28 protein-coding genes are annotated in these 25,533 nt (G+C 70.7%); 12 read left to right on the top strand and 16 right to left on the bottom strand.

Annotated features, from left to right (window positions below; translation table 11 throughout):
- Positions 1-91: 91 nt before the first annotated feature.
- Complete coding sequence (locus ACWD5O_RS21850; RefSeq protein ID WP_450086369.1) at positions 92-1,009, top strand: GNAT family N-acetyltransferase; 918 nt, start codon at positions 92-94, stop codon at positions 1,007-1,009.
- 33 nt (positions 1,010-1,042) lie between these two features.
- On the opposite strand, the gene ACWD5O_RS21855 is transcribed toward ACWD5O_RS21850, so the two are convergent.
- The 3 genes from ACWD5O_RS21855 to ACWD5O_RS21865 form a co-directional block, all read right to left on the bottom strand.
- Positions 1,043-1,684, bottom strand: a complete 642-nt coding sequence (locus ACWD5O_RS21855) for a dihydrofolate reductase family protein (RefSeq protein WP_450086370.1) — start codon at positions 1,682-1,684, stop codon at positions 1,043-1,045.
- 61 nt (positions 1,685-1,745) lie between these two features.
- Positions 1,746-2,132 carry a hypothetical protein gene (locus tag ACWD5O_RS21860; RefSeq protein ID WP_450086371.1) on the bottom strand — a complete coding sequence of 129 codons (387 nt, stop codon included), beginning with the start codon at positions 2,130-2,132 and terminating at the stop codon, positions 1,746-1,748.
- Positions 2,125-2,661: an HPP family protein gene (locus ACWD5O_RS21865; protein ID WP_354965721.1), complete on the bottom strand. Its 537-nt coding sequence runs from the start codon at positions 2,659-2,661 to the stop codon at positions 2,125-2,127. The genes ACWD5O_RS21860 and ACWD5O_RS21865 overlap by 8 nt, the downstream gene beginning before the upstream one ends.
- A 140-nt stretch (positions 2,662-2,801) precedes the next feature.
- Between ACWD5O_RS21865 and ACWD5O_RS21870 the strand changes: the two genes are divergently transcribed.
- Positions 2,802-3,938 carry a carboxylate-amine ligase gene (locus tag ACWD5O_RS21870; protein WP_450086372.1) on the top strand — a complete coding sequence of 379 codons (1,137 nt, stop codon included), beginning with the start codon at positions 2,802-2,804 and terminating at the stop codon, positions 3,936-3,938.
- Positions 3,939-4,013: 75 nt separating this feature from the next.
- Here ACWD5O_RS21870 and ACWD5O_RS21875 read toward each other — a convergent pair whose 3' ends face one another.
- From ACWD5O_RS21875 to ACWD5O_RS21885, 3 genes are all read right to left on the bottom strand, one after another.
- Positions 4,014-4,223: a hypothetical protein gene (locus ACWD5O_RS21875; RefSeq protein WP_450086373.1), complete on the bottom strand. Its 210-nt coding sequence runs from the start codon at positions 4,221-4,223 to the stop codon at positions 4,014-4,016.
- A gap of 119 nt (positions 4,224-4,342) precedes the next feature.
- The gene (locus tag ACWD5O_RS21880; protein ID WP_354965724.1) at positions 4,343-5,005 is read right to left on the bottom strand and encodes a response regulator transcription factor; all 663 of its coding nucleotides are present in this window, start codon (positions 5,003-5,005) and stop codon (positions 4,343-4,345) included.
- A complete protein-coding gene (locus ACWD5O_RS21885) occupies positions 5,002-6,126 on the bottom strand; it encodes a sensor histidine kinase (RefSeq protein WP_450086374.1) in 1,125 nt (374 codons plus the stop codon). The genes ACWD5O_RS21880 and ACWD5O_RS21885 overlap by 4 nt, the downstream gene beginning before the upstream one ends.
- Positions 6,127-6,364: 238 nt before the next feature.
- On the opposite strand from ACWD5O_RS21885, the gene ACWD5O_RS21890 reads away from it, so the two are divergent.
- Both ACWD5O_RS21890 and ACWD5O_RS21895 read left to right on the top strand, forming a co-directional pair.
- Positions 6,365-6,787: a DUF6223 family protein gene (locus tag ACWD5O_RS21890; RefSeq protein ID WP_450086375.1), complete on the top strand. Its 423-nt coding sequence runs from the start codon at positions 6,365-6,367 to the stop codon at positions 6,785-6,787.
- A gap of 466 nt (positions 6,788-7,253) precedes the next feature.
- A complete protein-coding gene (locus tag ACWD5O_RS21895) occupies positions 7,254-9,497 on the top strand; it encodes a penicillin acylase family protein (RefSeq protein ID WP_450086376.1) in 2,244 nt (747 codons plus the stop codon).
- A 195-nt stretch (positions 9,498-9,692) separates the two neighbouring features.
- Here ACWD5O_RS21895 and ACWD5O_RS21900 read toward each other — a convergent pair whose 3' ends face one another.
- Complete coding sequence (locus ACWD5O_RS21900) at positions 9,693-10,487, bottom strand: helix-turn-helix domain-containing protein (protein WP_450086400.1); 795 nt, start codon at positions 10,485-10,487, stop codon at positions 9,693-9,695.
- A 132-nt stretch (positions 10,488-10,619) separates the two neighbouring features.
- On the opposite strand from ACWD5O_RS21900, the gene ACWD5O_RS21905 reads away from it, so the two are divergent.
- The 4 genes from ACWD5O_RS21905 (at position 10,620) to ACWD5O_RS21920 (ending at position 12,666) form a co-directional block, all read left to right on the top strand.
- The gene (locus ACWD5O_RS21905) at positions 10,620-10,988 is read left to right on the top strand and encodes a nuclear transport factor 2 family protein (protein WP_450086377.1); all 369 of its coding nucleotides are present in this window, start codon (positions 10,620-10,622) and stop codon (positions 10,986-10,988) included.
- An 89-nt stretch (positions 10,989-11,077) separates the two neighbouring features.
- On the top strand, positions 11,078-11,422 hold the full coding sequence (locus ACWD5O_RS21910) for a DUF1330 domain-containing protein (protein ID WP_354965729.1): 345 nt from the start codon (positions 11,078-11,080) through the stop codon (positions 11,420-11,422).
- A 66-nt stretch (positions 11,423-11,488) separates the two neighbouring features.
- Positions 11,489-12,271 (top strand): hypothetical protein, encoded by a 783-nt coding sequence (locus tag ACWD5O_RS21915; RefSeq protein WP_354965907.1) that lies wholly within the window; start codon positions 11,489-11,491, stop codon positions 12,269-12,271.
- Between the two features lie 161 nt (positions 12,272-12,432).
- The gene (locus ACWD5O_RS21920) at positions 12,433-12,666 is read left to right on the top strand and encodes a BBE domain-containing protein (protein ID WP_354965730.1); all 234 of its coding nucleotides are present in this window, start codon (positions 12,433-12,435) and stop codon (positions 12,664-12,666) included.
- Positions 12,667-12,773: 107 nt separating this feature from the next.
- Here ACWD5O_RS21920 and ACWD5O_RS21925 read toward each other — a convergent pair whose 3' ends face one another.
- Positions 12,774-13,388 carry a dihydrofolate reductase family protein gene (locus tag ACWD5O_RS21925; RefSeq protein WP_354965731.1) on the bottom strand — a complete coding sequence of 205 codons (615 nt, stop codon included), beginning with the start codon at positions 13,386-13,388 and terminating at the stop codon, positions 12,774-12,776.
- Between the two features lie 170 nt (positions 13,389-13,558).
- Here ACWD5O_RS21925 and ACWD5O_RS21930 point away from each other — a divergent pair, with 170 nt between their 5' ends.
- Positions 13,559-14,302, top strand: coding sequence for a DNA alkylation repair protein (locus tag ACWD5O_RS21930; RefSeq protein ID WP_450086378.1), 744 nt, complete (start codon positions 13,559-13,561; stop codon positions 14,300-14,302).
- A gap of 39 nt (positions 14,303-14,341) precedes the next feature.
- On the opposite strand, the gene ACWD5O_RS21935 is transcribed toward ACWD5O_RS21930, so the two are convergent.
- From ACWD5O_RS21935 to ACWD5O_RS21950, 4 genes are all read right to left on the bottom strand, one after another.
- The gene (locus ACWD5O_RS21935; RefSeq protein ID WP_354965733.1) at positions 14,342-14,839 is read right to left on the bottom strand and encodes a DinB family protein; all 498 of its coding nucleotides are present in this window, start codon (positions 14,837-14,839) and stop codon (positions 14,342-14,344) included.
- Positions 14,840-14,927: 88 nt separating this feature from the next.
- A complete protein-coding gene (locus ACWD5O_RS21940) occupies positions 14,928-15,818 on the bottom strand; it encodes an SGNH/GDSL hydrolase family protein (protein WP_450086379.1) in 891 nt (296 codons plus the stop codon).
- Positions 15,819-15,986: 168 nt separating this feature from the next.
- Positions 15,987-16,715, bottom strand: coding sequence for a tetratricopeptide repeat protein (locus ACWD5O_RS21945; RefSeq protein ID WP_450086380.1), 729 nt, complete (start codon positions 16,713-16,715; stop codon positions 15,987-15,989).
- A gap of 75 nt (positions 16,716-16,790) precedes the next feature.
- A complete protein-coding gene (locus tag ACWD5O_RS21950; protein ID WP_354965737.1) occupies positions 16,791-17,552 on the bottom strand; it encodes a GNAT family N-acetyltransferase in 762 nt (253 codons plus the stop codon).
- A gap of 134 nt (positions 17,553-17,686) precedes the next feature.
- Between ACWD5O_RS21950 and ACWD5O_RS21955 the strand changes: the two genes are divergently transcribed.
- The 3 genes from ACWD5O_RS21955 (at position 17,687) to ACWD5O_RS21965 (ending at position 19,653) form a co-directional block, all read left to right on the top strand.
- Positions 17,687-18,253 carry a TetR/AcrR family transcriptional regulator gene (locus ACWD5O_RS21955; protein WP_354965738.1) on the top strand — a complete coding sequence of 189 codons (567 nt, stop codon included), beginning with the start codon at positions 17,687-17,689 and terminating at the stop codon, positions 18,251-18,253.
- A gap of 128 nt (positions 18,254-18,381) precedes the next feature.
- Positions 18,382-18,630, top strand: coding sequence for a putative signal transducing protein (locus tag ACWD5O_RS21960; RefSeq protein WP_354965739.1), 249 nt, complete (start codon positions 18,382-18,384; stop codon positions 18,628-18,630).
- 474 nt (positions 18,631-19,104) lie between these two features.
- The gene (locus ACWD5O_RS21965; protein WP_450086381.1) at positions 19,105-19,653 is read left to right on the top strand and encodes a hypothetical protein; all 549 of its coding nucleotides are present in this window, start codon (positions 19,105-19,107) and stop codon (positions 19,651-19,653) included.
- A gap of 98 nt (positions 19,654-19,751) precedes the next feature.
- Here ACWD5O_RS21965 and katG read toward each other — a convergent pair whose 3' ends face one another.
- The 4 genes from katG to ACWD5O_RS21985 all read right to left on the bottom strand — a co-directional run bounded on the left by katG (position 19,752) and on the right by ACWD5O_RS21985 (position 25,530).
- Positions 19,752-22,028, bottom strand: coding sequence for a catalase/peroxidase HPI (katG, locus tag ACWD5O_RS21970; RefSeq protein WP_450086382.1), 2,277 nt, complete (start codon positions 22,026-22,028; stop codon positions 19,752-19,754).
- Complete coding sequence (locus ACWD5O_RS21975; RefSeq protein WP_450086383.1) at positions 22,025-22,480, bottom strand: Fur family transcriptional regulator; 456 nt, start codon at positions 22,478-22,480, stop codon at positions 22,025-22,027. Before ACWD5O_RS21975 ends, katG begins: the two co-directional genes overlap by 4 nt.
- 174 nt (positions 22,481-22,654) lie before the next feature.
- Complete coding sequence (locus tag ACWD5O_RS21980; protein ID WP_450086384.1) at positions 22,655-24,265, bottom strand: FAD-binding oxidoreductase; 1,611 nt, start codon at positions 24,263-24,265, stop codon at positions 22,655-22,657.
- The gene (locus tag ACWD5O_RS21985; RefSeq protein WP_450086385.1) at positions 24,211-25,530 is read right to left on the bottom strand and encodes an MFS transporter; all 1,320 of its coding nucleotides are present in this window, start codon (positions 25,528-25,530) and stop codon (positions 24,211-24,213) included. The genes ACWD5O_RS21980 and ACWD5O_RS21985 overlap by 55 nt, the downstream gene beginning before the upstream one ends.
- Between the last annotated feature and the right edge of the window lie 3 nt (positions 25,531-25,533).

Raw genomic sequence — 25,533 nt, forward strand, 5'->3', positions numbered from 1 at the left:
CCGCCGTCACCCCGACCTCGGTCGGGGTGACGGCGGTGGTCTGGACCCGTTCGACTGGCCCAATCTCCGTTGCCTGACTAAAGTCAGCTATATGACGCTCGATCTCGTCGCCGCGGTGCGGCGCTTCAACCGGACCGTGACCCAGCGCGTCGGCGCGCTCGACGACGAGTACATGGCCTCCGGACGCCCTCTCGCGCAGGCGCGACTGCTGTGGGAGATCGGTCCGGACGGCGCCGAGGTCGCGGCGCTACGGGCCCGACTCGGCCTGGACTCGGGCTACCTCAGCCGGCTGCTGCGCACCCTGGAAGGCGACGGGCTGGTCACGGTCGGGCCGGCCGAACCGGTCGGCGGTGACGCGCGGGTCCGGGTGGCCACGCTCACCGAAGCCGGGCTGGCGGAGTGGACCGCCCTCGACGCGCGCTCCGACCAGCTCGCCTGGTCGATCCTCGAACCGCTGTCGGGGCAACGACGCGAGCAGCTCGTCGCGGCGATGACCCAGGTCGAGCGGCTGCTCATCGCGTCGATGGTGGTCGTCGAGCCCTGCCCGCCCAGCGATCCGCGCGCCCGGGCCTGCCTGCGCGCCTACGCCCGGGACGTCGCCCGGCGCTTCGACGACGGGTTCGACCCGGCACTGAGCAAGCCTGTCCACGACGAGGAACTCGTCCCGCCCGCCGGCGTGTTCCTGCTGGCCACGCTGAACTCCGAGCCGGTCGGCTGCGGCGCGGTCAAACTGCACCCCGACGCACCTGCCGAGATCAAGCGGGTCTGGGTGGCGGACACCGTGCGCGGTCTCGGCATGGGCCGGCGGATACTGAGCGACCTGGAGCGGTACGCGGCCGAGCGAGGCCGGACCAGCGTACGGCTGGACACGAACCGGAACCTCACCGAGGCGATCGCCATGTACCACTCGTCCGGGTACCGGGAGATCGAGCCGTACAACAGCGAGCACTTCGCTCACCACTGGTTCGAGAAGCAGCTCGACCCGCCCCGGCGCTGGGGCGGCGCGTGAGAGTGGTCCGATGTGGGGGCTTGACGTCCGGCTTCAGTCGCGCCCGGCACCGCGATCGGGTGCGCTCATGTCCCCCGTGCCGGGGATGCCACCGGCGAGCCCGTAGCGCAGGTACACGGTGCCCTTCGGACTGGCCACCGGCGGTTCGAGGAGTGTGAGGTTCGCGGGCACCGCGCCACCGTCGAACACCTTCTTGCCGACACCGAGCACGATCGGGTGCACCCAGAGGTCCAGACGGTCGAAGAGCTTCTCGCGCAGGAGGGTCTGCACCAGGTTCAGGCTCCCGACGACCTTCACGTGTTCGTGCCGGTCACGGATCTCGCGTACCGCGCCGGCCAGATCGGGGCCGAGCTGCGTGGACCCAGCCCAGGAGAGGTCGGGCCTGCCGCGGGAGGCCACGTACTTCGGGACGCGGTTGAAGAGTGTGGCGATCTCGTTGTCCTCGCCGCCCTCCTGGTGCGGCCAGTAGGCGGCGAAGATGTCATACGTCCGTCGGCCGAGCAAAAGGGCGTCCGTGCCCTCGTACGCGGCGAACACCTGCGCCCCGGCGACCTCGTCCAGCAGGGGGGCCTGCCAGCCGCCGAACGGGAACCCCACCGGGTCCTCGTCGGGGCCGCCGGGCGCCTGCCCGACGAGGTCGAGGGTCGCGAACAGCTCGATGTGGATGAGGCCCATGCCCTACTCCTGATGGGTTGATCGTCTCGGTCGGGAGGTAGACCTGTGGGCGCCGGCAGACTCATCGCCGCGACGGCACCCCGTTCGTACCCGCCGACCTACCCGGCCGGAACGTCGCACCGGCCCTCCCCCGCGCACCGTACAACACGGACCGCGTCCAAACTGGTGGCTGCCCACGTCCGGTGTCACCGCAGAGATCCTTCGGGTCGAGCCGTCCCCGATTGACCCGGTCGACGGCGCGGCCACGCACCCCGACGATCCTGCCGCCGGCGACCGCGATGTCCATCGCGTCTCCGTTGGAGTGCAACACCGACGCCGACTGGACCCACCGATCGACGTCCGCCTCGTTGCGGTCACTGTCGAGGAACGGGTCCACCCGGACCGGCCACTCCTGCCCAGGCCCGTACGGGGTTCGCGCACCCCACGGATCGGCGATCCGATCAACCATCACGCGCTCCTCTCGTTGAGGACATGTCGGACACCGCCCACACCGGCATGGGCCGACCCGACACCCGACCGTACGACCAGTCCACGGCGGTGACGAGGACCACCGCGCCGGCCGCGATGAGCAACTGCGTCGGGGTACGCAGCAGGCCCAGACTCACGATCAGCGTCGTCGCGCCCGCCGGGGGATGCGACGCCTTCAGCAGCACCAGCACCAGCATGGTCACGGCCAGCGACCCTGCCGCCGCGACGACCCGCAGCCCGTCGACCCCCTCCTGAAGCGCCGAGGGGTCGTCGGACAGTCCGCAGACGACAAGGAACACGTACCCGGCCAGCAGGGCCACCCCGTGCCCGATGAAGGTGCTGCGGGGCGACGACTGGGGCGCGTCCGGCTTCTCCACGTGCAGCATCACCGCCGGCCCGAGACTGGGAAACAACCACGGCTGATGGGTGAGGACCGCGACCGCTCCGGCAACGACGACCGCCAGCGCGCTGCCCGCGAAGGCGTGCACCGACCGCCGCAGCTGCCTCATCAGACTCCCCTCCGCCTCTGATCGTCACACTTCTCCCGTCCTGGTCAGCGCAAACAACCAACCCGCCCGCAGGGTTTGTCCGCCCGAGGGCCGGGAACTCGGGGCGACCTCACTCTGGCCACGACGGGAGCGGACGAACGATGGCGCGACGTTCCACGGTCACCACCGCCGCGCGACCGGGCACGGACGTGCTCACGCTCGGCGTGGAGGAGGAGTACCTGCTCCTGGATCCGGAGACGGGCGTGAACTTGCCGGTGGCCGACCAGGTCCTGACCGCCCTGCATGGCGAAGCCCGCGAACAGAGCCGTCAGGAGTTCCGGCACAGCATGATCGAGATGGTCACGCCCGTCTGCACGGACCTCGACGAGCTCCGGGACCAGCTGGTGGAGCTGCGCGAGGCCGCGTCGCGGGCCGCTGCGAACGCGGGCGCCCGCCTGGTGGCGGTCGGTGCGACCCCCGTCGCGGAACCACACCTGTCAGTGCCGGACAGGCCGCGCTACCACGCCATGTCGGACCGCTACGGGCCCGTCGCCCACGACCCCGCCGTCTGCGCCTGCCACATCCACATCGGCATCCCCGACCGGGAACTGGCCGTGCAGGTCTGCAACCACCTGCGGGTCTGGCTGCCAGTCGTCCAGGCCATCACCGTCAATTCACCCCTGCACGACGGGGCCGACACCGGCCACGCCAGCTGGCGCTCCATGCAACTCGAACGCTGGCCCAGCATCGGCCCCACCCCGCACTTCGCCTCCACCGCCGACTACGACCAGACCGTCGCCGCGCTGGTCACCGCCGGCGTGATGCTCGACGAGGCGATGGTCTACTGGTACGCCCGACCGTCCGCCGCCTACCCGACGGTGGAGATCCGGGTCGGCGACGTGTGCTCCACCGTCGACGACACGGTGCTGGTCGCCGGGCTGGTCCGCGCGCTGGTCGCCACCGTGATCGAGGACATCAACGCCGGAGTCGCCGCGCCCCGGGTCCGAGGCTGCCTCGTCTCCGCCGCGCACTGGCGGGCAGCGCACGATGGCCTCGACGGCACCCTGATCGACCTGCGCGCCGGCGGAGCCCGCCCCGCCTGGGAACTCATCGACGAACTCTTCGCCACCGTCGCACCGGCGCTCCTGCGCCACGGCAACCTCGGCTACGTTCTGGCCCAACTGGCCCGGCTACGCCGTGACGGCACCGGCGCCCAACGACAGCGCCGAACGCTCGAGCGCACCGGCGACCTCCGCGCCGTGCTGGATCTGCTGGCGACACAGACCACCGCCCGGTGACGGCCTGGATCCGCGGCGCGCCGGTTCTGCCTGGTCACCGACCACCCACCGGAGACCGCACCCCGGCGCGGGCCCCTACCTCCGCCGTCCGGATTCGGCGTGGGCGGTGGCGCGCGGCAGCGGGCCCACGTCGGAACGGCGACCGGGACGCAACGCCGCGTGCCGCTGGCCGGGGCCGGCGCCGCCGCGGGAGGCGAGGGCATCCGCGACCGCTCCGGTAGCGGTCATCACCGCCGCCCCCGCCAGCCCGGCCACCAGCCCCTGCCACACCGCACGCTTCAGCATGGCCACCCCCTACCCGCCGCTTGGGCGCCTACACCCGCCAAGCTGGGGGCGGAGCCCATAGCCCGGAGCTCGGGATCGTGTCGGCCCGAGCAGGCACCAGCCTCCTCGGGCCGGAGGTGTCACCGGTTGCGTGGTGCCACCAGCCCCGATTCGTAGGCGAGGACCACGAGTTGGGCGCGGTCGCGGGCATGGAGCTTGGCCATGGCCCGGTTGACGTGGGTCTTGGCGGTCAGTGGACTGATCACCATGCGTTCCGCTATCTGGTCGTTGGACAGGCCCTGCGCGACGAGGGCCACGCTCTCGCGCTCGCGGTTGGTCAGCCCCTCCAGCCGCCTGTCAGCGGCTGTGTGGAGCGGCTCGGTGACGTACCGATTGATCAACTTGCGGGTGATCGACGGTGCGAGGAGCGCGTCGCCGCGCGCGGCGACGCGCATGGCGTGCAGGAAGTCCTCTGGCTCGATGTCCTTGACGAGAAATCCGGCGGCCCCGGCGCGCAGGGCGTGGAAGACATGTTCGTCGAGACCGTAGTTGGTCAGGATGACGACGTGCACCCGGGCCAGCGCCGGGTCCGCGGCGATGCGCCGGGTCGCCTCGATGCCGTCCATGACCGGCATCTGGATGTCGATGAGCGCGATGTCGGGCAGGTGTTCCCTGGCGAGAGCCAGGCCCTCCTTCCCGTCGGCGGCCTCGGCCACCACCTCGATGTCGTCCTCGACGTCGAGGAGCGCCCGGAAACCACTGCGAAGGAGCGGCTGGTCGTCGACCAGTAGGACGCGGATCATGACGGCCAGGCCACGGGCAGATCGGCCTGGACGGTGAAGCCGCCCTCGTTGCGTGGTTCGGCGCGCAGTCGACCGCCGAGGGCGGTGACTCGTTCGCGCATCCCGAGCAGCCCGACGCCGGGAATCGGGGCGGCGTCCGGTGTAGCCCTGCCGTCGTCGTCGACTCGTATCGCGAGGGCGTCCGGACGGTAGTCGACCCGGACCGACGCCGTGGCGGCGGCGGCATGACGGGCGATGTTGGTCAGCGACTCCTGAACGATCCGGTACGCGGTCCGGTCCACCGCGGCCGGCACGTCGTGCCGTTGTCCCTCAATGGTCAACGTCGCGTCCAGGCCCGCCATGCGGGCCCGTTCCACCAGTTCCGGGAGGTGGTCGAGCCCGTGTGGCGGGGTCGCGTCGTCGCGCAGCGTCTCCAGGGTCGCGCGCAGTTCGCGGTTCGCCTCACGACCGGCCTCGCGGATCGCCAGTAGGGCCTCCGGCACCTGCTCTCCGCGCTTGCGGGCCAGGTGGACGGCCACTTCGGCCTGCACCTTGATGATCGAGATCTGGTGGGTGAGCGAGTCGTGCAGCTCCCGCGCGATGTGCAGCCGCTCCTCGTCCGCGCGCCGCCGCGCGGTCTCCTCTCGGGTGCGCTCGGCCTCGTCCGCCCGCCGCTCGGCCTGCCGCAGCGCTTCCCCCGCGGCACCGGCGGCGATCAGCCACGCCAGTTCGAGAGCACCCCGGGCCCGCGCGAGCGCCTCACCCATGGGCATGTCCTGCGGCGGGGTGAGGGCCGCGAGCGGGAGAGCGGCCAGCATCAGCACGGCCGCCACGACCGTGCTGACGCGGTGGCCCGCCCGCACGGCGGCGTACACCGCGAACAGGAACGCGACGGCGGGCACCTCAATACCGACCGCCTGGTAGCCCACCGCGCAGAGCCCGGTGACGGCCAGGACGGGAACCGGAGCCCGGCGGCGCGCGGCCAGCGCCAGGCCACCGGCCGCCAACAAGGCATAGCCGAGCAGGTCGGTATCCGCGGCAGGGCTCCCGGACCGCCCAGCGACCAGCAGCACGGCCGCCACGCAGACCGCGATCGCCCAGTCTCTGACACCGGCCCGAACACCGGACGGTCCTGTGCTCATGCGCGCACCTTAGCTGGATGCCGCCGGCCGGCGACTCCTGCTCACGGAGGACCGGCCGCCTACCGCGCACGCAGTATCTTCGCGGCGCCTGCGGCGTCTGCGGCAGCCGGGTGCGGCAGCGGCGGCAGCGCGAAGTGCATCCGGCTGTGGGACGACCGGCGGCGCCACCGGCGACATGCTGAGCCTCGTATCCAGACGCACGAAAGAGGAGCTAGACATGAGCCGATCCGGAGCCCTGATGTCAGTCCGACTTGTCCTTGCCTCGATCGGAGCCGCCCTGATCGGAACTCTCGGGCTCGCCGCGCCGGCCGCCGCGCACGTCGCGGCTGGGCCGATCGCCGCCGGTGTCGGCACCATGAGCACCGGGCGACTCGGGGCATCCGTGGGCGCCCTGCTGGGGCTGGCCGGCGTGATCATCGGTGGGCTGGCCCTGGCCCGCCCCACCAGTCGTATCGGCATCGGGAACGGACGAGTCGGAGCCACGATGGCCCTGGTGGTGGGGCTGATCGGCATCGCCCTCGGCGGTCTGGTCGTGGCCACCTCCGACAGTGGCATCGGCACCGGCAACGGGCGAGGCGGAGCCTACGTGGCCCTGGCGGTGGGGCTGATCGCCGTGGTTCTCGGTGGCCTGGCCCTGGCTCGCTTCCGCCGCGTCGGCTGATCGGCGACGGCGACAGCACGGCCTGTGCGACGGCCGACCTCGACGGTCGTGGGCACGTCGCGTGTTGCGCCATCATCGGATGTCTATTGCCCACCGGGCTGAACGAGTGGTAGTCATCTTGGAGAAGGTTGATCACCAAGCGACCCGGGAGGCGGCCATGCTCGTAGCCGCGTCCAGCCACCCGAGCACCCGGATGGTCGGCGCCGCGACCACCTCTGTCCGGTAGGGATCGACCGGCGAGTGTTCGGAACCCGTGGACCGTCCATCGCACCGAGACATCGGGGTACGGCTGGCGGGCGTCGCCGCGCCGGCGGCGGTGATCCTCGCAGCCGGCGTGGCGCAACCACGAGCGGCCGAACCCTCCCGTCCCGACCGCTCCCGGCGGTCCCTCGGGCGCGGGCCCCACCGTGCCGGTCGGCCAACCCGGCACGATCTCCCGCACCCCCGAGAAAGGTGGACCAAATTCATGAACCACCCGCAGAACGAAGGGCTGAGCCGGCGCCGCATGCTGGGCGGAGCAGCCGGACTGGCCGCTGGTGCCGCGGTGGTCGCCGCGGGGCTGCCGTCCGCTGCCGCCGCCGCACCCGCGCGGACCGCGCCCGACGTCGCCCGCTGGCGCAGGCAGGCCGCACACGTGACGATCACCCGGGATGACTGGGGCATCCCGCACGTGGTGGGCAGGACCGACGCCGACGCGGTGTTCGGGATGATGTACGCCCAGGCCGAGGACGACTTCAACCGGATCGAGAGAAACTATCTGGTGAGCCTCGGTCGCCTCGCCGAGGCCGAGGGCGAGAGCGCCATCTGGCAGGACCTGCGCCAGCGGCTGTACGTCGATCCCTCGGCGCTGAAGCGGGACTACGCGCACTGCCCGTCCTGGCTGCGCAAGCTGATGCAGGCCTGGGCCGACGGGCTCAACTACTACCTCGCGACACACCCCGAGGTGCAGCCGCGCGTGATCAGGCGGTTCGAGCCGTGGATGCCGCTGAGCTTCTCCGAGGGCAGCATCGGTGGCGACATCGAACGGGTGCCACTCACCCAGCTCGAAGCCTTTTACAGCGGGCGCTCGGTGCCGTTGACCGATGAAGAGCGCGGGCTGCTGTTCCGCGAGCCCAGTGGCTCGAACGGCATGGCGATCGCGCCGAGCCACACGCGCAACGGCCACGCGTTGCTGTTGATCAATCCGCACACCAGCTTCTTCTTCCGCTCCGAGCAGCACGTGACGAGCCGGGAGGGGCTCAACGCCTACGGCGCGGCCACCTGGGGGCAGTTCTTCATCTACCAGGGTTTCAACCCGAACACCGGCTGGATGCACACGTCGAGCGGCGTCGACAACGTCGACGAGTTCGCCGAGACGATCGTGACCGGCGCGGATGGGCGGCACTCCTACCGCTACGGCGACGCCCTCCGGCCGGTGCTGACGAAGACGATCACACTGTCGTATCGCACGGCCGATGGCGGGCGCGCTCGGCGCAGCTTCACCACCTTCGCCACCCACCACGGCCCGATCGTGCGAGAAGCGGACGGCAAGTGGATCGCGTTCGCGCTGATGAACAAGCCCGTCGAGGCGCTGCAGCAGAGCTTCCTGCGCACCAAGACGCGGGACTACGCGGACTTCATCCAGGTGGCGGGCCTCAAGGCCAACAGCTCGAACAACACGCTCTTCGCGGACTCCAGGGGCGAGATCGCGTTCCTGGTGCCGCAGTTCATGCCGAGGCGCGACGATCGCTTCGACTACCGCAGGCCCGTCGACGGCAGCGACCCGGAGACCGACTGGCGCGGACTGCACAGTCTCCGGAGTCTCCCGCAGGCGGTGAACCCGAGAAACGGCTGGGCGTTCAACACGAACAACTGGCCCTGGACCGCGGCCGGCACGGACAGCCCCGACGCCGCCGACTATCCGCGCTACTTCGACCAGGCCGGGGAGAACCCCCGCGGACCGCAGGCGATCCGGGTGCTCAGCGCCCGGAACGACTTCACCCCGCAGACGCTCATCGCCGCGGCCTTCGACACCTACCTCACCGCCTTCGCCCGGCTCGTGCCCGGGCTGGTCGCGGCGTGGGACAAGCTGCCCGAGGGCAACCAGCAGAAGGCGACGCTCACCGGTCCCATCGGCCTGCTGCGGGGCTGGAACTACCGCTGGAGCGCGCAGTCGACCGCGACGTCGCTGGCGGTGTTCTGGGGGGAGGCGCTCTGGGCACCCCTGGCCCAGGCGGCGCGAGACGCGGGCATGTCGATGTGGGACTACCTGGCCGAGCGCGCCACCGACGCGCAGCGGCTCGCGGCGCTGGAGGCCGCGGCGGATCGGCTGACGCAGGATTTCGGCAGCTGGCAGGTGCCCTGGGGCGAGATCAACCGCTTCCAGCGCAACGACGGCGCGATCGTCCAGACGTTCGACGACGCCAAACCGAGCAGCCCGGTGCCCTTCACGTCCGCGCAGTGGGGCTCGCTCGCCTCGTTCGGGGCGAGGCGCTACCCGGGAACGAAGCGCTACTACGGCACCAGCGGCAACAGCTTCGTGGCGGTCGTGGAGTTCGGGCCGAGGCTGCGGGCCTGGGCCGTAACGGCGGGGGGCGCGAGCGGCCACCCGGACTCGCCGCACTTCAACGACCAGGCCGAACGCTACGCGAGCGGCAACCTCCGGCCCGTCTACTTCTACCCCGAGGACCTCAAGGGCCATGTCGAGCGACGCTACCGGCCGGGCACGTGACCAGTCGCCGACGGCGACCTCATCGGTGCTGCGCTCGTCGAGGTCGATGACGCCGACGTAGGGCAGTTCGTCGACGTCGTCGCGTGTCCCGGCCGGTCACCCGGTCGCTGCACGCGTCGGCGTCGGCGCTGGCCCTGCGCATCCGCCGCAGTGCCGCGGATCTGCTGGTGAACTGCTGCCATCCGCCCTGCCGGCTCAGGGCGTGGCGAGGGTGTGCAGCGTTTCGGTGGTCGCCGGGTCGGCGGGGAAGAAGGCCTCGATGGCCAACCCGGAGACAGTGACATCCAGCGGCGTGCCGAAGAGGGTCGTGGTGCTGACGAAGGACAGCGCCTGGTCGTTGTGGCGGTACCGGAGCGGAACGACGACGCGCGAAACGGCGTCGTCGATCGGTGCCGCGTGGGCGTTGCCGCCGGGATAGCCGCGCAGTTCCTCGTGCAGTTCGTGCAGAACCGGGTCGTTGGCCGCCGCAGCCTGCTGGCGCAGCCGGTTGAGCAGGTGGGCGCGCCACTCCGGCAGGTTCAGGATTCGCGGTGCCATGCCGTCGGGGTGCAGGCTGAGCCGCAGCACGTTGATCGGTGGTGTGCGGAGGTACGGCTGCGCACCGGCGGTGAACAGGGCGACGGCAGGGTTGGCCTCGACGAGATGCCAGTGCCGGTCGACGAGTAGCGCGGGGTACGGGCCGTGTCCGTCGAGGATCTGCCGTACGGCGGCACGTACCGGCGCCAGTTCCGGATCGCTCAGCTCGTGACTGGGGTAGGCGGGCGCGTAGCCGCCGGCCAGCAGCATCGTGTTGCGCTCAGCCAGCGGCATCTCAAGCTGCTCCGCCAGCCGCAGGATCAGTTCCGGGCTCGGCCGGGATCGCCCGGTCTCGACGAAGCTCAGATGCCGGGCCGACACCCCCGCCTCGATCGACAGGTCGAGCTGACTCATCCCGCGAGTTCGGCGCCAGTCGCGCAGCAGCTCCCCCACCGGTCGTCCCGGCCTGGTCATGGTCGTCACGCCACCGACCCTAATGACCGCGTCGGCGCGGCGGCCATTACCTGCGACGTAATCGACAGCCTGCCACGGCGCCGGAAATCATCTGCTCCAGAGGCGACCATTCTGGCGATCGAGGAGAGATCCATGGCAACCACATTCGACCTGCTGGCCGAGCGGTACATCGCGATCTGGAACGAGACCGATCCGGCGAGGCGGCGCCGCGACATCGACGACCTGTGGGCCCCCGAGGGCCGCTACGTCGACCCGCTGGCCGTCGCCGAGGGCCGGGACGCGATCGACGCGACGATCGCCGCCGCGCAGAGCCAGTTTCCCGGCATGACGTTCCGGTTGGCCGGGCCGGTCGACGGCCACCACAACCAGGCCCGCTTCACCTGGGAACTCGGGCCGGAGAACGTCGAGGCGCCGATCGCCGGCTTCGACGTCGCAGTGATCGACGGCAGCGGACGGCTGACCCAGGTGCTCGGTTTCCTGGACCGGCTCCCAGCGGCGTAGGGAGCTCCGGGGCCGCGGACACCCAGCGGCCCGCTGCTCGACACGACCGGCACAGGCGCCGGGAGACCGGCCTCAACGGAGGAAGACCCATGACCGCGTACGCGCTCGCACACCTGCGCAAGGCACCAGTCCACGCCGACGTGCTGGAGTACCTGGAGCGCATCCAGGCCACCCTCGCCCCGTTCGAGGGCCGGTTCATCGTCCACGGCGGGACCATCGACGTACTGGAAGGCGACTGGCCGGGTGACGTGGTGATCATCGAATTTCCCGACCTGGTCACGGCCCGCTCCTGGTACCACTCCAGCGCCTACCAGGAGATCAAACCCCTGCGGACGAGGCACCTCACCGGCGAGGTGATCCTCGTCGAGGGAGCGGAGACCGACCACAGCTCGTCGCAGATGGCTGCCGAAATCCGTCATGTTGATGGTCGGTAGCCTCGCTGATGCGGGGTCAGACCCGTCTGCGCGGCGGAAGGGCGGCGGCAGGCCATGCGGGTGACGATGACGAGTGCCGCGGCTCGGCCCGGCCGCGCGAACGAGGACTTCACCGGGGCCGTACCGACGGCGGCGGTGCTGATCGACGGCGCCGGCATTCCCGGCGCCGAGTCGATCTGCCGGCACGGCGTGGCCTGGTACGCGAGCCGCCTGGGAGGCAGCCTCCTCAGCCTCCTGTCACTCGTGCCGGACCGCAGCCTTCCGGCGCTGCTCGCCGAGGCCATCGAGCAGGTGACGAACGCCCACCGGGACACCTGCGACGTCGCCGACCCCATCAGTCCGTCGGCGACCGTGGCGATCCTGCGCCTGTCCGACGGCCTCATCGAGCACCTGGTGCTCGGTGACTCGGTCGTCGTGCTCGACCGGGCGGATGCTGCGCCCCTCGTCGTCTCCGATCCCCGAGAGGTGATCATCAGTCGGTCGTACCAGTCCGCGCTCGAGGCCGTCGCCGAGGGCAGCGACGAGTACCACCGGATCCTCCGGGACCTGCGCGCCAACCGGAACCAGCCGGGCGGCTTCTGGGTGGCCAAGGACGACCCGCGGGCGGCAGACGAGGCGATCACCGGCAGCTGTCCGGTCTCCGAGCTGACCGGCGCCGTCCTGCTCAGCAACGGAGCCAGCCGCATCGTGGACCGGTTCCATCTCGCCGACTGGCCAGACGTCCTGGCCGGCCTGGCGTCGAGCGGACCGGCCGAGATCATCCGCCGCGTCCGGCAGGCGGAGGCGCACGACGCGGTGGCGGCGGACGACGCGACGATCGCACACTGCACCGATCTCGGCGGGGCGTGACGCGGTGTCACGTACCCCCGGTTGTCGCGGCTGACCACGAGGGCGCAGCCCGCCGTCGTGGCCAGGTTGGCCGGTCCGGTTCCCGCGCCGGTTGCCGGGGTACCGCCGCTGGCAGGACCGAGGGAGGGACGCACCGCGCCGCGCCGGCGCCGGGTCACGGTTTGCCCCCGGACCGCAAGTTCCTCACCCCGGTCTTCGGCACCTCGTGCCCACCCAAGGGCCTCTCCGGGGTGATCCGCCGGTACTCCTCCCGCAGGTACAGCGAGGGACGCGCCGCCCACTGGCTGCTCCTGCTCGCGGCGGACAACTTCAACCGCCTGCGCAAGGTCAAGGCGAAGTACGACCCCCACAACGTCTTCCAGTACGAGCAGAGCATCCCGCCGGCGACACTCTGACCGGAGTTTCCCTCGCGAGCCCGATCCCGGCCAGGCGACGAGCGTGCTCAACAGATGGAGAAGGAGCGCGCTGGCGGTGCACGGCGATCGGGCTCCGCGAAGGCGGACTAACTGCCGGCGGGCACCTGGTCCTTGACCTCGTCGTAGCCGACCTTGGTGGGTGCCACGGTCGGCGCGTAGATCACGCGGATGACGCCCGTCGGAAACGCCTCCGTCGCCGTCACCTTCAGGTGGTACGCCGTGTCCCCCTCGTCGAACAGCTTGCGGCCCTTGCGTGCCGCGACCGGATGCACCAGGAGGCGCAGCTCATCGACCAGCCCCGCGGCGAGCAGTTGCTGCACCACGGAGATCGACCCGGGGATGAGGATGCCTTTGCTGGCGGCATCGGCCTTGAGCGCGGTGACGGCACCGATGAGGTCGCCCTTCATCAGCTCGGAGTTGCGCCAGGAGAACTCCAGCGGCTGGCGCGAGACGACCACCTTGCGCACGTCTCCGAGTTGCTTGGCGAGCGGTGCGTCCTCGCCACCCGCGGTCTCGCGGTCCGGCCATGCTCCGGCGAAGCTGTCATAGGTTTCGCGCCCGATGAGCAGCACGTCGGAGGTGTCATAGTCTTCGCCGACGGCGCGACCCATGTTGTCGTCGAAGTACGGGAAGTGCCAATCGGGGTCGATCTCCGCCACACCGTCGGCGGAGATGAACAGCGTAGAGATGACCTTTGCCATCGGGGTGATCCCTTCGTGTCAGGTGGTGTCGGTGGGTAGACCGGCGCATCATCCCAAACTCATCGGCCGGCCTGGGGCCTCACACGACGAGAAGCTCGACATTTCGTGCTCGTCGCGAGACGTCGCCGCAGACCGCGGCGCACACGGCTGTCGCGGTAGGTTGCAGGGTCATGGCCACGACCGCCGACGTCCGTCACGAACTCGCCAGCCTCGCCGACCCACGTCGGGCCGAGGGATCGAGCCGGTTTCTCCAGATGATCCCGGGCGGATACGGCGAGGGCGACCGGGCAATCGGCGTCTCCATGCCGGAGCAACGCAGGGTGGCCGCCCGGTGCTGGCGCGACCTCTCCCTCGCCGAGACAGCGGAGCTGCTGAGCAGCAGCGTGCACGAGGAGAGGCTGACGTCGCTGTTCATCCTGGTGCGGAAGTTCACCAAGGGTGACGAGGAGGAACGGGGCCAGATCTTCCGCCTCGTCCTGGCCAACACCGGCCGCATCAACAACTGGGACCTGGTGGACTCGTCCGCGCCGTACATCGTCGGCCCCTGGCTGATCGACAAGGACCGCGGCGTCCTGGATCGGTTGGCCGGGTCAAGCCTGGTGTGGGACCGGCGCATCGCCATCATGGCAACGTTCGCCTTCATCAAGGCCGGTGACTTCAATTGGACCTTCCGCCTCAGCGAACGGCTCCTGCGCGACCCGCACGACCTGGTTCACAAGGCGGTTGGCTGGATGCTGCGCGAGGCAGGAAACCGGGACAGAGCGGCGGAGGAGGAGTTCCTGGCCCGGCACTACCGGGTCATGCCGCGCGTCATGCTGCGGTACGCGATCGAGAAGTTTGAACCGCAGCGACGTAGGGAGTACCTGACCGGCGTGGTCCAGATGACTGATGACGCCGGGTGGTGGGCTCGTTAACCTCTCCCCCGTCGACCGGCAGGTGCGGACGCCGGAGCGCTACTCGCCCAGGAGTTGCTCGCGCAGGATGTCTGCGTGCCCGCAGTGCTGGGCGAGCTCGCGCAGCACGTGGAGGTACACCCAGCGCAACGGGAGCGGGCCGCGTCGGTTGCCGTACACCAGGTCGTCCAGCCCGAGGGATGACGTCGCGTGGCGTGACGCCTGGCATGCCTCGTGGTGTGCTCGTCGCACGCTGGCGACCGTGTCGTCGTCATCGAGGATGAAGGACTCGTCCGGCGTCGCGGGGATACCGATCTCGGCGCGTGGCCGGCACGTGACGGCCTCGTCGAACCAGACCTTCTCGACGAAGGTCGCGTGCTTCACCAGGCCCAGCAGCGTGGTCCGGGACGGCACCAACGAACGGCGCGCCTGCTCCTCGGTCAGCCCGTCCAAGCAGTCATTGAGCGCGCGGCGGTGCTCATCGAGAAACGCCTCGAACTGGACCTCGGCCGGTTGGGCGATCACGTCTTCGGCGAACGTCGCCGGGAGGGAGGACATCTGCGAAGCATCCCACGGCCGTTCTACGCGGCGCGGTGAGCCGGCCCCGCCGCCGGGTGACGGGGCCGGCTCGACCGGTCGGCTCCGGTCAGCTGTTCAGCTTGGCGAGCAGGGCGGTGGCCATGCCCTGCTCTCCCCGGGCGTTCGGGTGGAACGGGGCAGCCGAGTTCTGTGGCATTAGTCCCTCGACCCACCGCGTGCCGCTGCCCTTGCACGCGCCGCGGCCGATCGACGGGGCGTAGACGTCGGCGTAGGTGGCGCCGTTCGCGGTCGCGGTGCTGGCCAGCATCGCGTTGAGCGACTTCTCGATGCCGCGCAGGTACGGCACGTCCTGGTAGGCGATCGGGACGACGGGCCAGCAGCCGTATCCGGTGTCCGGCAGGATCGCCGGGTACCCGAGCACCACGACCCGCGCGCCCGGCGCGGCCCGGCGGACCGCCTGCAGCACGGCGGTCACCTTCGGCGTGGCAGCGGCGATCCGGGCCTGCAACTGGTCGGTGCCGCCGGCGGTGTACCGGTTCTTGCACGGAGATCCGAGCGGGCTGCTGAGGCTCGCCTCCGCACAGGCACTGATGATCCCGGAGAAGCCGATGTCGTTGCCGCCGATCTGCACCGTCACCAGTGCCGTGTTCGACGTGACTGCGCTGAGCTGCGGTGGCACCGCGATGCCCAGCTGGCCGCTGCCACCGTAGAGGATGTCGTCCGTGGTGGCGCCGGAGCAGCTCACGTCGGCCAACGACGACGAGCCGGAGGCGGCAACCAGCGATGGGTAGTTGCGGTTGGACCGTAGGCAGTTCAGGTCGACCTGGGTGGGGATCAGCGGACCGGCGGTGTACGAGTCGCCCAGCGCGACGTACCGGCCGGCGGGCACGGCGGCGCTGGCGGGTGTGGCGACGGCGAGCAGCACGCCGACGGTGGCCACGGCGAGTGCGGCCAACCGGGCGGCTGCCGGCAGGAACGGCAGGCGGGGACGGGTCATGACGCCTCCCAAGGGGGATGACGATGGTGGTGGTGCCGAGATCCTGTCGCCCCCAATGACGAACGTCAATATAGATGTGCCTCACTAAATGCTGTTCCGGGGTGTGGGACCGGGGGGTAGGCGAGATTCCGCGAAAGCTGATCGCGTCGGATCAGCCCGGACGTCAGGTCAGCGCCGATCGTCAGCGAAGACCGCACGCGGGTCGAGGTGCCGGCCATTCGCGTACTCCTCGCCGAAGGCCGCCGTGCCGAGCGCCTCGATCGCGGCGGCGCGCACCTTGGCGAGGTCGGCCGCGTCGTCAGGGTCCGGCACCTGGCCGAGCGACGCGAACGCGGCGTCCGCGACACCGATCATCAGCGCCGCCCGCAGGTGATCCGCTTCGGCCGAGGCGAGCGCGGCGCCCGCCACGCAGACGTACGGCACGAAGTCGGCCCAGCCGTTGCGGAAGACCCGTTCACGCCCCTCGGCGAACAGGTTCCTCGCCCCGTCGAGATTGCCCAGACCCAGCTCACAGAACGCGAGGTTGTGATACTCGGAGTTGACCGTCATCGGCTGGTCGAGTGACTCGTTGAGAGCGATGCTCTCCCGATAGAGATCACGAGCGCGGAGCAGGTCGCCGGACATGCGGGCCACGGCGGCCAGCACGTGCCTCGGCCGTTCCTCGAGGCGGCGGTCACCGGAGCGCAGCGCGACCTCGAGGGCCTCCCCCGCCCGGGCCGCTCCGCCCGGCAGGTCACCGCCGCGGATGGCGACCCGGGCCAGGCTGTATCGGGCCTCGACCTCGCCCGCCGGGTCGCCGGCCGCCCGGGCGCGCTCGATCTCGGCCTCGCTCATGCGCACCACGGCGCCGGTCTCACCCCGCCGGAAGGCCGAGCGCACGTTCTCACTGAAGTTCATGGGGTCCTCTTGCGGTCGTGCGGCGGATCAGCTTGGTGGACACGTCCCGCCTCGTTTTCGAGCCGGGGTCTCCGGTCACCGTGCGTGGAACACGGTCCAGTTCTCCACGAGACCGAAGCCCATCGACTCGTAGAGCGGCCGGCCCATCGCGCTGGAGTGCAGGTAGGCCGCGTCCGCGCCGGCTGCGATGCCGTCCCGCAGTACGGCCTCGGTGATCGCCCGGCCGAAGCCACCGCCCCGTGCGGACGGAACGACGGCGATGTTGAACACGCCGACCACACCGGCGGTCCGCATCCCGAGCCCGGTGCCAACGGGCCGGCCAAGTTCCTCGGCCAGATAGCCGGTGATGGGGTCGGCGTCGAGCACCGCACCGCCCATCAGCGAGCCGAAGATGCCCTCGGGAGCATCGAAGCCCCGGGTGAGGGCCTCGGTGTAGAGGTCGCTCTCGTCCGCGCCGACCTGGCGCACCAGCTCCCGCTGCGCCGTGTCGGGCCGGAGCACGATGTCGCCCGCGGTGCAGGCCAGCAGCGGCAGATCACTGCGTTCGAACAACCCGTGCCGGGCAGCGAAATCGGTGACCTCTTCGCCCGCCTCGCCCCGAACCATGATCGACCAGCGCGTCGCCTGCCTGCCGACCTCGGTCGCCATCTCGTCGAGCGACCCGAGATCCGGATCCCGCGTCGTGTCGTAGGCCACGTTCAACGTTGCGACGCCGGCGTGGGTCACCGCCGCGCGGGCGGTGCCCCGCTCGGCGTACCAGCCCTTCGGGGTTACCTCGCAGAGGAACTCGATGGCGTCGAAATACGCCGCCGCCATCCGATCGGCGGTCCTGCTCATGCCTGTCTCCCCCACGCTCAAAGAAAGAACGGACGTTCTTGTTCACCTGGCACGGCCAGGTCATCGCCCCGCCGCGCAGCATATCGCCGACGGATATCAGAAAGAACGATCAGTCTTAGGGGTAGGATCCCACGATGGCGACCACCCGGCAGTCAGCACCCCGCGAGCAGCTCCTCGCGGCGGCGAGCCGCCTGTTCTACACCGTCGGCATCAACAGCGTCGGGGTCGACCGCGTCCTTCAGGAGGCCGGAGTCACCCGCGCCACGCTCTACCGGCACTTCACCGGCAAGGAGGCACTCGTCGTGGCGTACCTCAAACGCGAGGACCAGATGATCCGGGCCCTGTGGAACGACGGCCTCGGCCGCGCCGTCTCCGCCGACCACGCGCTCGAAATGGCCATCGAGGGGATCGCCGAAGACGCCTACCGACACCACAACCACGGCTGCCCCTTCACCAAGGCGGCCGGCGAGTTCCCCGATCCCGGAAGCCCGGTGCGCCAGGTGATCAGCAAGCACCGCGCCTGGTCCCTCGCCGAGCTGCGGCGCCTGCTCGGGGAGGCCGGCCGCGACGACGTCGACGCCAAGTCCGAGACCCTCGCCATGCTGCGCGACGCCCTCATGGTCGGCTGCTTCCTCGACGACCCCGACACCACCCGCCGCACCTTCGTCCGCAATGCGCGCTGGGTGGCCGGCCTGCGCTGAGCTGCTCGGCGGCGAGTGTCCCACCGGGTTGGCGAATCACGCCCGTACGCCCCGGTCGGTGTTGTTCGATGTCATCCAGCCGTTCCCGCCGTTGGCCGCTGAGCGAGCTGGAACGAAGGAGGGAATGCATGGAGGAACGCACAACGGTGCCGTTGACGGTTGTCGGCAGCCGCACGGAGGCGGAACTCATCGTCGGCCTGCTGCGCAGTTACGGCCTCAGAGCCGTCGTTGCGGCGGATGACGTCGGCGGGCAGGAGCCGCACCTACAGCTGCAAGGGGTCCACGTGCTGATCGCCGCCGACGACGAAGCCGCCGCCCGTGAGATCCTGGCCGCCGTCGAGCAGGACGGGACGGACGGGCCGAGCGGGAGACGTTGACACCGGAGCCCCGTCGCCCGAAGGGCGATACGTCCGTCCGTCCGGCCCGGCCGAAGGTCGCCAGCAGGAGGGAAGGTCAAGCCTGGGACGTCGTCCGCTGATCTCCCCCATACCGCAGTGGGAGGGCATCCGAACACCGGATCCGCCGCTGTCCTGGTTCGTGCGAGGCTGCGCGGACACACAGTCGCTGCGCGGGCCGACGGGCCGGTGGAGCCGACGGACACGGGGGCGACGTGAGCGGCGACGAACGAATCCGCGGCCTGGCCGGGGTGATGGAACCTCGGCCCGCGACACCCGTCGGTCCCGCGATGACACAGGTGGTCCTCGTCGGTGCGCTCGGGTTGGTCGCGCTTCCGGTGCTGCTCTGGATCGGGCTGATGGTGCCATCGAACTGGAGCAACTGCTGCCGAGGTTGCCGTTCCACCTCCGCCGCTGAGATCGGGACTGTCGGCCATCGTCTTTATGATCACGGCCATGTCGGCTGCCTTCACCACCCTGTGGACCCAGGACGTCTGCCGCGAGCTGCGCAGACAGCGCGTGGGGCAGCGGCCCCCGGTGGCGTTCAGCGGGTTGCACCAGTCGCTTCCCAGTTGGACGAGCGTCGGCGTCGGCGACGATGTCTTCGCGCTGCACGTCAACCGGTGCGTGGTCCACGTGGTGAGCCGTCTTCGCGTGTTGGACAAGCAGCCGCGCGAGTGTTGCGGCGCCGCGCCGACAACATGGGGCGGGACGGTCTATCCCGGTCACGATGAGTGGGCGGTGCTCGGTGCCGGCGGATGCGAGGCGAGCCCTGTGCACGTGGAGGCGACACCGATCCGCTTCGACGTCGCCATACCCGGCGACCTGCTCACCGTGCTGACCTGGCGCAACCGACGCGGGGACGAGCGCACCCTGAAGTACGTCGCCGACGGCCGTCTCAAACGCTCCATCAGCCTTCAGGGCCTCTATCGCCTGACCGACGAGTCCGCCGCTCGACTGGGCGCGCTGCTCGACAACGCGCCAACCCCGACCCGAACGGCATAGATCGTCCACGCGCGTCCACCGTGACGGTCGACGCGCCGTGCAGGCGAGCCCCGGTCGATCGCTGATGGATCGACCGGGGCTCGCCGTGTGGAGCCGGGTCAGTCGAGGTCGAACCGGTCCAGTTCCATGACCTTGGTCCAGGCTGCGACGAAGTCAGTCACGAACTTGTCGCGCGCGTCCTGGCTGGCGTAGACCTCCGCGAGGGCCCGCAGCTGGGAGTTGGAGCCGAAGATGAGGTCGACCGCGGTCGCGGTCCACTTCACCTCGTCGGTGGCCAGGTCCCGGATCTCGTACACGTGCTCGTCGGACTCCGACGCCTTCCACCGGGTGCCCGGGGAGAGCAGGTTGGCGAAGAAGTCGTTGGTGAGCACGCCGGGCCGGTCGGTGAGGACACCGTGCCGCGCGCCGCCGACGTTGGCCCCGAGGGAGCGCAGACCGCCGACGAGGACGGTCATCTCGGGCGCGGACAGACTGAGCATGTAGGCACGGTCGAGAAGCAGCACCTCCGGCTGGGTCTTCTCACCGGGACGCAGGTAGTTGCGGAACCCGTCGGCACGCGGCTCGAGGACCCGGAAGGACTCGACGTCGGTCAACTCCTGCGTGGCGTCGGTGCGGCCCGGGTGGAACGGCACGGTCACCTCGACGCCGGCGTCGCGCGCCGCCTTCTCGACGGCGGCCGAGCCGGCCAGCACGATCAGGTCCGCGAGCGAGATCTTCGCGCCGCCGGCCTCGTTGAACTCCCGCTGAATGCCCTCGAGGGTCTCCAGCACCGCCGCGAGCTGCTCGGGCTGGTTGACCTCCCAGCTGCGCTGCGGCTCGAAGCGGATCCGCGCGCCGTTGGCGCCGCCGCGCTTGTCGGTGGACCGGAAGCTGGCGGCGGAAGCCCAGGCGGTGGAGACCAACTGGGCGGTCGTGAGGCCGGACTCCAGGACCTTCGCCTTCAGAGCGGCGATGTCGGCGTCACCCACGAGCTCGTGGTCGACGGCCGGCACCGGGTCCTGCCACAGCTGGGGCTCCGCCACCCACGGGCCGAGGAAGCGGTCGATCGGGCCCATGTCGCGGTGCAGCAGCTTGTACCAGGCCTTGGCGAACGCCAGCGCGAACTCGTCGGGGTTCTCCAGGAAGCGGCGCGAGACCTTTTCGTACGCCGGATCGAAACGCAGGGCCAGGTCGGTCGTGAGCATCGTGGGCTTGTACTTCTTGGACGCGTCGAACGGGTCCGGGATGATCTCCGGGGCGTCCTTGGCGACCCACTGCTTCGCACCGGCGGGGCTCGTGACGAGCTCCCACTCGAAGCCGAAGAGGATCTCGAAGAAGCGGTTGCTCCACTGCGTCGGCACGTCGGTCCACGTCACCTCGAGGCCGCTGGTGATCGTGTCCCGGCCCTTGCCGCTGCCGTGGCTGCTCAGCCAGCCCAGGCCCTGCGCCTCCAGCGGGGCACCCTCGGGCTCCGGGCCCACGTGGTTGTCGGCGGGGGCCGCACCGTGGGCCTTGCCGAAGGTGTGGCCACCGGCGATGAGGGCGACCGTCTCCTCGTCGTTCATCGCCATCCGGCCGAAGGTCTCCCGGATGAAGTACGCCGCCGCCTTCGGGTCCGCGTTGCCGTTCGGGCCCTCCGGGTTGACGTAGATGAGGCCCATCTCGGTCGCGCCGACCTCGGGCGTCATCTCGGCCTCGCCGACGTAGCGCTCGTCGCCCAGCCAGGTGTCCTCGGGACCCCAGAAGATCTCCTCGGGCTCCCACACGTCCTCGCGGCCGAAGCCGAAGCCGAAGGTCTTGAAGCCCATCGACTCCAGGGAGACGTTGCCGGCGAGCACGAGCAGGTCGGCCCAGGAGATCTGCTGGCCGTACTTCTGCTTGACCGGCCACAGCAGCCGGCGGGCCTTGTCGAGGTTGGCGTTGTCGGGCCAGCTGTTGAGCGGGGCGAAACGCTGCCCGCCGTCGCCGGCGCCGCCACGACCGTCGTGGATGCGGTAGGTGCCGGCAGAGTGCCAGCTCATCCGGATCATCAGACCGCCGTAGTGGCCGAAGTCCGCCGGCCACCAGTCCTGCGAGGTGGTGAGGACGTTGACGATGTCCTGCTTGAGGGCCTCGACGTCGAGCTTGGCGAACTCCTTGGCGTAGCTGAAGTTCTCGCCCAGCGGATTGCTCTTGGACGAGTGGGCGTGCAACACCGAGAGGTCGAGCTGGTTGGGCCACCAGTCCCGGTTGGTGCGCGGACGACCTCCGGTCTTCGGGGTCGGCGAGTCGATCGCCGGGTTCTCGCTCTCGCTGCCGTGCGCGGTCACGGAGTCGTGCGCGACCGGGCAGCCGGCCGCCTCCTTCTTGTCCACGCCCTGGGCGCTGGAGGGAGCGTTGTCCTGGGTGTCGCTCATGTACTTCCTTCCGAACTGACGGATCGCTGGGCGGTGCGTTCGGTCGCGCAGTCGGGGCAGGTGCCCCAGTAGACGACCTCCGCCTCGTCGACCACGAACCCGTGGTCGTCCGAGGCGGTAAGACAGGGAGCCTGGCCGACAGCGCAGTCGACGTCGGCGATCGCAGCGCAGGAGCGGCACACGATGTGGTGGTGGTTGTCCGCCACCCGCGCTTCGTAGCGAGCGGTCGCACCAGCGGGCTGGATACGCCGCACCAGACCGGCGTCGGTGAGCGCGCGCAGGACGTCGTACACCGCCTGGTGGGAGACCGTGGGGAGATCGGTCCGTACCAGCCGGATCACCGTGTCGGTGTCGACGTGCGGATGGTCGCGCAGCGCGGAGAGCACCGCCAGCCGGGGCCGGGTCACGCGCAACGAGACCGCCCGCAGCTGAGCCTCGAAGTCGGACGCCACGTGCCGAACATAGTCCACTTTTCTGGAGCAGTTCAAGTTTGGCTCAGCCTCGACCCGAAAGGAGGAGTTCACCGAAAGGGCGAAACCCCGCGATATCAGACACGCTACTGCGCACCGCCGATGCCGTACCAGCAGGCCGAAGAGTTGTTCATTCAGCGACGGCAGAGCCGTGGGTCAGCTGGCGGGATCGACGAGGACGCCGGGGTTGAGGATCCAGGACGGGTCGAGCGCACTCTTGGTGGCGCGCAGCGCCAGCGCGACCGGGTCCGGACGCTGCCGGTCGTACCACGGTCGGTGGTCGCGGCCCACGGCGTGGTGGTGGGTGATGGTGCCGCCGGCGGCGAGCAACGCGTCGGAGACGGCATGCTTGATCTGGTCCCACTGGGCGAGGGTGGCGCCCCAGCGGCCGGTGGCGTACACGCCGAAGTAGGGGGCGGGACCGTCCGGGTAGACATGCGTGAAGCGGCAGGTGACCACACCGGTCGCAGCGACGGCCCGGAGCGCTTCCCCGGCCGCGTCGAGCACGGCGGCGCGCAGGGCGGGGAATCGGTCCCAGGTGCAGGCGGTCTCGAACGTCTCCACGATCATCGACCGGGCGGCGAGCGCGTCGCGCTGGTACGGCATCCGCAGGAACGCCGAGCGCCAGGCGTCGGCGGCGGTCCGCTGCCGTGGGCCGGACGGGTCGTCGCCGCGGGACGGCTCCGGCAGGGCTCCCCCGTGGTCGCGGCAGAGCTCGACGGCGCGGTCCAACCACGGTGTGACCGGGTGGTCGGCGGACTCGAAGCCCAGGACGAGCACACCGCCGCTGGTGGCGACACCGGCGTTGAGGAGCGCCTCCACCGGGTCGAGCAGCCGGCAGTTGCTCGGGTACAGGCCGGACTGGGCGATGGCCCGGGTGGCGGCGACCGCCCGGTCGTAGTCGGTGAAGTGCACCGAGGCGCCCGCCCGCCAGCGGGGCCGGTCCTGCAGCCGCATCCACGCCTCGGTGATGACGCCGAGCACGCCCTCCGAGCCGAGGAACAGCCGATCCGGGGACGGCCCGGCGCCGTAGCCGGGCAGCCGGCGCGACTGGCTGATGCCCGCCGGGGTGACCACCCGCATCGACTCCACCAGGTCGTCGATGTGGGTGAGGACGGTGGCGTAGTGACCGCCGGCGCGGGTGGCCAACCAGCCACCCAGGGTGGAGAACTCGAACGACTGCGGGAAGTGCCGCAGGGTGAGGTCGTACCGCCGAAGCTGATCCTCCAACGCCGGGCCGAACACACCGGCCTGGATGCGCGCCGCCCGGCTGGTCGGGTCCACCTCCAGCACCCGGTCGAGGCGCCCGAGGTCGAGACTGACCGCCGCGGGATACGCGTCGTCGATCCTCGGCTCCACACCGCCAACCACCGACGAGCCGCCGCCGTACGGGATCACCGCGATGCCCCGGCCGGCGCACCAGTCGAGCACATCGACGACGTCCTGCTCGGTCATCGGCCGGACCACCAGATCCGGCGGGTCGTGGACGTCCCCGCGCAGGTTACGGACGACGTCCCGGAACGCCTTGCCGTGGGTGCGCGCGGCCCGGTCGGCGAGGTCCGTCGAGCACAGTCGAGCCAGTGACGCCGGCGGATCGACCCGCGGCGCGCGCAGGGCGAGATCGGCCACCGGCGGGGCGACGTGCGCGGTCAGGTCGGCGTCGGGCAGCAGGGTACGCACCCGATCCGCCAACGCCGTGGCCTCCGCGCCGGTCACCGCGTCCTCGACGTGCCCCCAGCCCCACCACGAACGGTGTTTCCCGGCCACGCGGCCTCCCCGTCGTCCACCATCGCCAGACGGACTCGCCGGTAACGTACTCGACGGCCGGCACCACGTCGATGCCGTCGTTCGAGCCGCGAGATTTTCGGCCACGGGCCGGCGAAGAGCGCGACGGCGACCTGGGCGACTCCGGCGGCGACGAGAGTCGGGCCCGCGCCGACGACGCCGATGATCGCGCCCCCGGCGAGCAGACCGATGGACACCGCGCCATCGTGTACGAGACTCTCCGCTGCGAAGGCCGCTCGCCGGTCGGCGCCATCGGTGCGCGTGCTGATGATCCGGTTGAGGGCGCCGATGCCGAGCGGCATGCAGAAGCCACCAACGGCGGCCACGCACGCCAGCAGGACGACGGACGATGCCACGGCGGGCAGGGCCATGAACATCACGCCGAGGACGGCCCATCCGATCGCCATCGTCGCGAGCGCCGGCATTCGCGGAACGAGCATCGGCGCCAGCAGCGCACCGGTGAGCGAGCCCAGGCCGTATCCGGTCATGCCTGCCGCTATGAGTACCCCGGGCCGCCCGGTCTCGGCGCCGAGGATCGCGAGACCGAGGGTGAACGCGACCCATACGAGCCCGCCGACTCCCGACATCGTCACGGCACGACGGATGTCCCTGTGCTGCGCCAGCACGTGCCGCAGGGCCGGAGCACCGGCCGAACGGGCTGGCGGGGCGACCGCCGCGGTGGCGCGAACGGTGAGCAGGAGGACCGCTCCCGCACCGACGCCGGCGGCCTCTGCCCAGAGCAGGGGCAGCGGTCCGCCGACGGCCACGGCCCACCCGGCCAGCGGTGGCGCCAGGATCATCGTGCTGCGGTGCAGGAGATCCTGCCAGGCCAGCAGCTTCGCCGCGACGGTGGACCCGAGGCTGTCGCCGATGTCCGAGAGCACCGCCCGTTGCCCCGGGCCACTCAGAGCGGTGGCACATCCGATGACCAGCCCGGCGACGGCGAGGTGAACCGCACTGACCGTTCCGACAGCCGCACCGATCGGAACGACGAGCAAGCCGACCACCTGGACCGCGAGCACCCAGGCGAGGGCTCTGCCCGTGGTCAGTCGCTGACGCAGGCGCCTGGCCCACCAGGGCGAGGCGAGCATGGGCAGGCCCACCGCCCCACCGACCAACCCGGTGGACCAGGCGGATCCGGTCCCGGCGAGCGCGACGAGCGGAAGCGCGACGGCCGTCGTACGTTGACCCATCCAGCTCACGAAGGTGGTTGTCAGCATGGCGGCGATTTCGCGTCTGGCATTCACGCA

This window comes from Micromonospora sp. NPDC005161 (assembly GCF_053599855.1).

What these genes read in the sequence shown, in the direction of transcription:
- ACWD5O_RS21850 (WP_450086369.1), top strand. Translation starts at nt 92, where the DNA reads ATGACGCTCGATCTCGTCGCCGCGGTGCGGCGCTTCAACCGGACCGTG.
- ACWD5O_RS21855 (WP_450086370.1), bottom strand. Translation starts at nt 1,684, where the DNA reads ATGGGCCTCATCCACATCGAGCTGTTCGCGACCCTCGACCTCGTCGGG.
- ACWD5O_RS21860 (WP_450086371.1), bottom strand. Translation starts at nt 2,132, where the DNA reads ATGGTTGATCGGATCGCCGATCCGTGGGGTGCGCGAACCCCGTACGGG.
- ACWD5O_RS21865 (WP_354965721.1), bottom strand. Translation starts at nt 2,661, where the DNA reads ATGAGGCAGCTGCGGCGGTCGGTGCACGCCTTCGCGGGCAGCGCGCTG.
- ACWD5O_RS21870 (WP_450086372.1), top strand. Translation starts at nt 2,802, where the DNA reads ATGGCGCGACGTTCCACGGTCACCACCGCCGCGCGACCGGGCACGGAC.
- ACWD5O_RS21875 (WP_450086373.1), bottom strand. Translation starts at nt 4,223, where the DNA reads ATGCTGAAGCGTGCGGTGTGGCAGGGGCTGGTGGCCGGGCTGGCGGGG.
- ACWD5O_RS21880 (WP_354965724.1), bottom strand. Translation starts at nt 5,005, where the DNA reads ATGATCCGCGTCCTACTGGTCGACGACCAGCCGCTCCTTCGCAGTGGT.
- ACWD5O_RS21885 (WP_450086374.1), bottom strand. Translation starts at nt 6,126, where the DNA reads ATGAGCACAGGACCGTCCGGTGTTCGGGCCGGTGTCAGAGACTGGGCG.
- ACWD5O_RS21890 (WP_450086375.1), top strand. Translation starts at nt 6,365, where the DNA reads ATGTCAGTCCGACTTGTCCTTGCCTCGATCGGAGCCGCCCTGATCGGA.
- ACWD5O_RS21895 (WP_450086376.1), top strand. Translation starts at nt 7,254, where the DNA reads ATGAACCACCCGCAGAACGAAGGGCTGAGCCGGCGCCGCATGCTGGGC.
- ACWD5O_RS21900 (WP_450086400.1), bottom strand. Translation starts at nt 10,487, where the DNA reads ATGACCAGGCCGGGACGACCGGTGGGGGAGCTGCTGCGCGACTGGCGC.
- ACWD5O_RS21905 (WP_450086377.1), top strand. Translation starts at nt 10,620, where the DNA reads ATGGCAACCACATTCGACCTGCTGGCCGAGCGGTACATCGCGATCTGG.
- ACWD5O_RS21910 (WP_354965729.1), top strand. Translation starts at nt 11,078, where the DNA reads ATGACCGCGTACGCGCTCGCACACCTGCGCAAGGCACCAGTCCACGCC.
- ACWD5O_RS21915 (WP_354965907.1), top strand. Translation starts at nt 11,489, where the DNA reads ATGACGAGTGCCGCGGCTCGGCCCGGCCGCGCGAACGAGGACTTCACC.
- ACWD5O_RS21925 (WP_354965731.1), bottom strand. Translation starts at nt 13,388, where the DNA reads ATGGCAAAGGTCATCTCTACGCTGTTCATCTCCGCCGACGGTGTGGCG.
- ACWD5O_RS21930 (WP_450086378.1), top strand. Translation starts at nt 13,559, where the DNA reads ATGGCCACGACCGCCGACGTCCGTCACGAACTCGCCAGCCTCGCCGAC.
- ACWD5O_RS21935 (WP_354965733.1), bottom strand. Translation starts at nt 14,839, where the DNA reads ATGTCCTCCCTCCCGGCGACGTTCGCCGAAGACGTGATCGCCCAACCG.
- ACWD5O_RS21940 (WP_450086379.1), bottom strand. Translation starts at nt 15,818, where the DNA reads ATGACCCGTCCCCGCCTGCCGTTCCTGCCGGCAGCCGCCCGGTTGGCC.
- ACWD5O_RS21945 (WP_450086380.1), bottom strand. Translation starts at nt 16,715, where the DNA reads ATGAACTTCAGTGAGAACGTGCGCTCGGCCTTCCGGCGGGGTGAGACC.
- ACWD5O_RS21950 (WP_354965737.1), bottom strand. Translation starts at nt 17,552, where the DNA reads ATGAGCAGGACCGCCGATCGGATGGCGGCGGCGTATTTCGACGCCATC.
- ACWD5O_RS21955 (WP_354965738.1), top strand. Translation starts at nt 17,687, where the DNA reads ATGGCGACCACCCGGCAGTCAGCACCCCGCGAGCAGCTCCTCGCGGCG.
- ACWD5O_RS21960 (WP_354965739.1), top strand. Translation starts at nt 18,382, where the DNA reads ATGGAGGAACGCACAACGGTGCCGTTGACGGTTGTCGGCAGCCGCACG.
- ACWD5O_RS21965 (WP_450086381.1), top strand. Translation starts at nt 19,105, where the DNA reads ATGTCGGCTGCCTTCACCACCCTGTGGACCCAGGACGTCTGCCGCGAG.
- katG (WP_450086382.1), bottom strand. Translation starts at nt 22,028, where the DNA reads ATGAGCGACACCCAGGACAACGCTCCCTCCAGCGCCCAGGGCGTGGAC.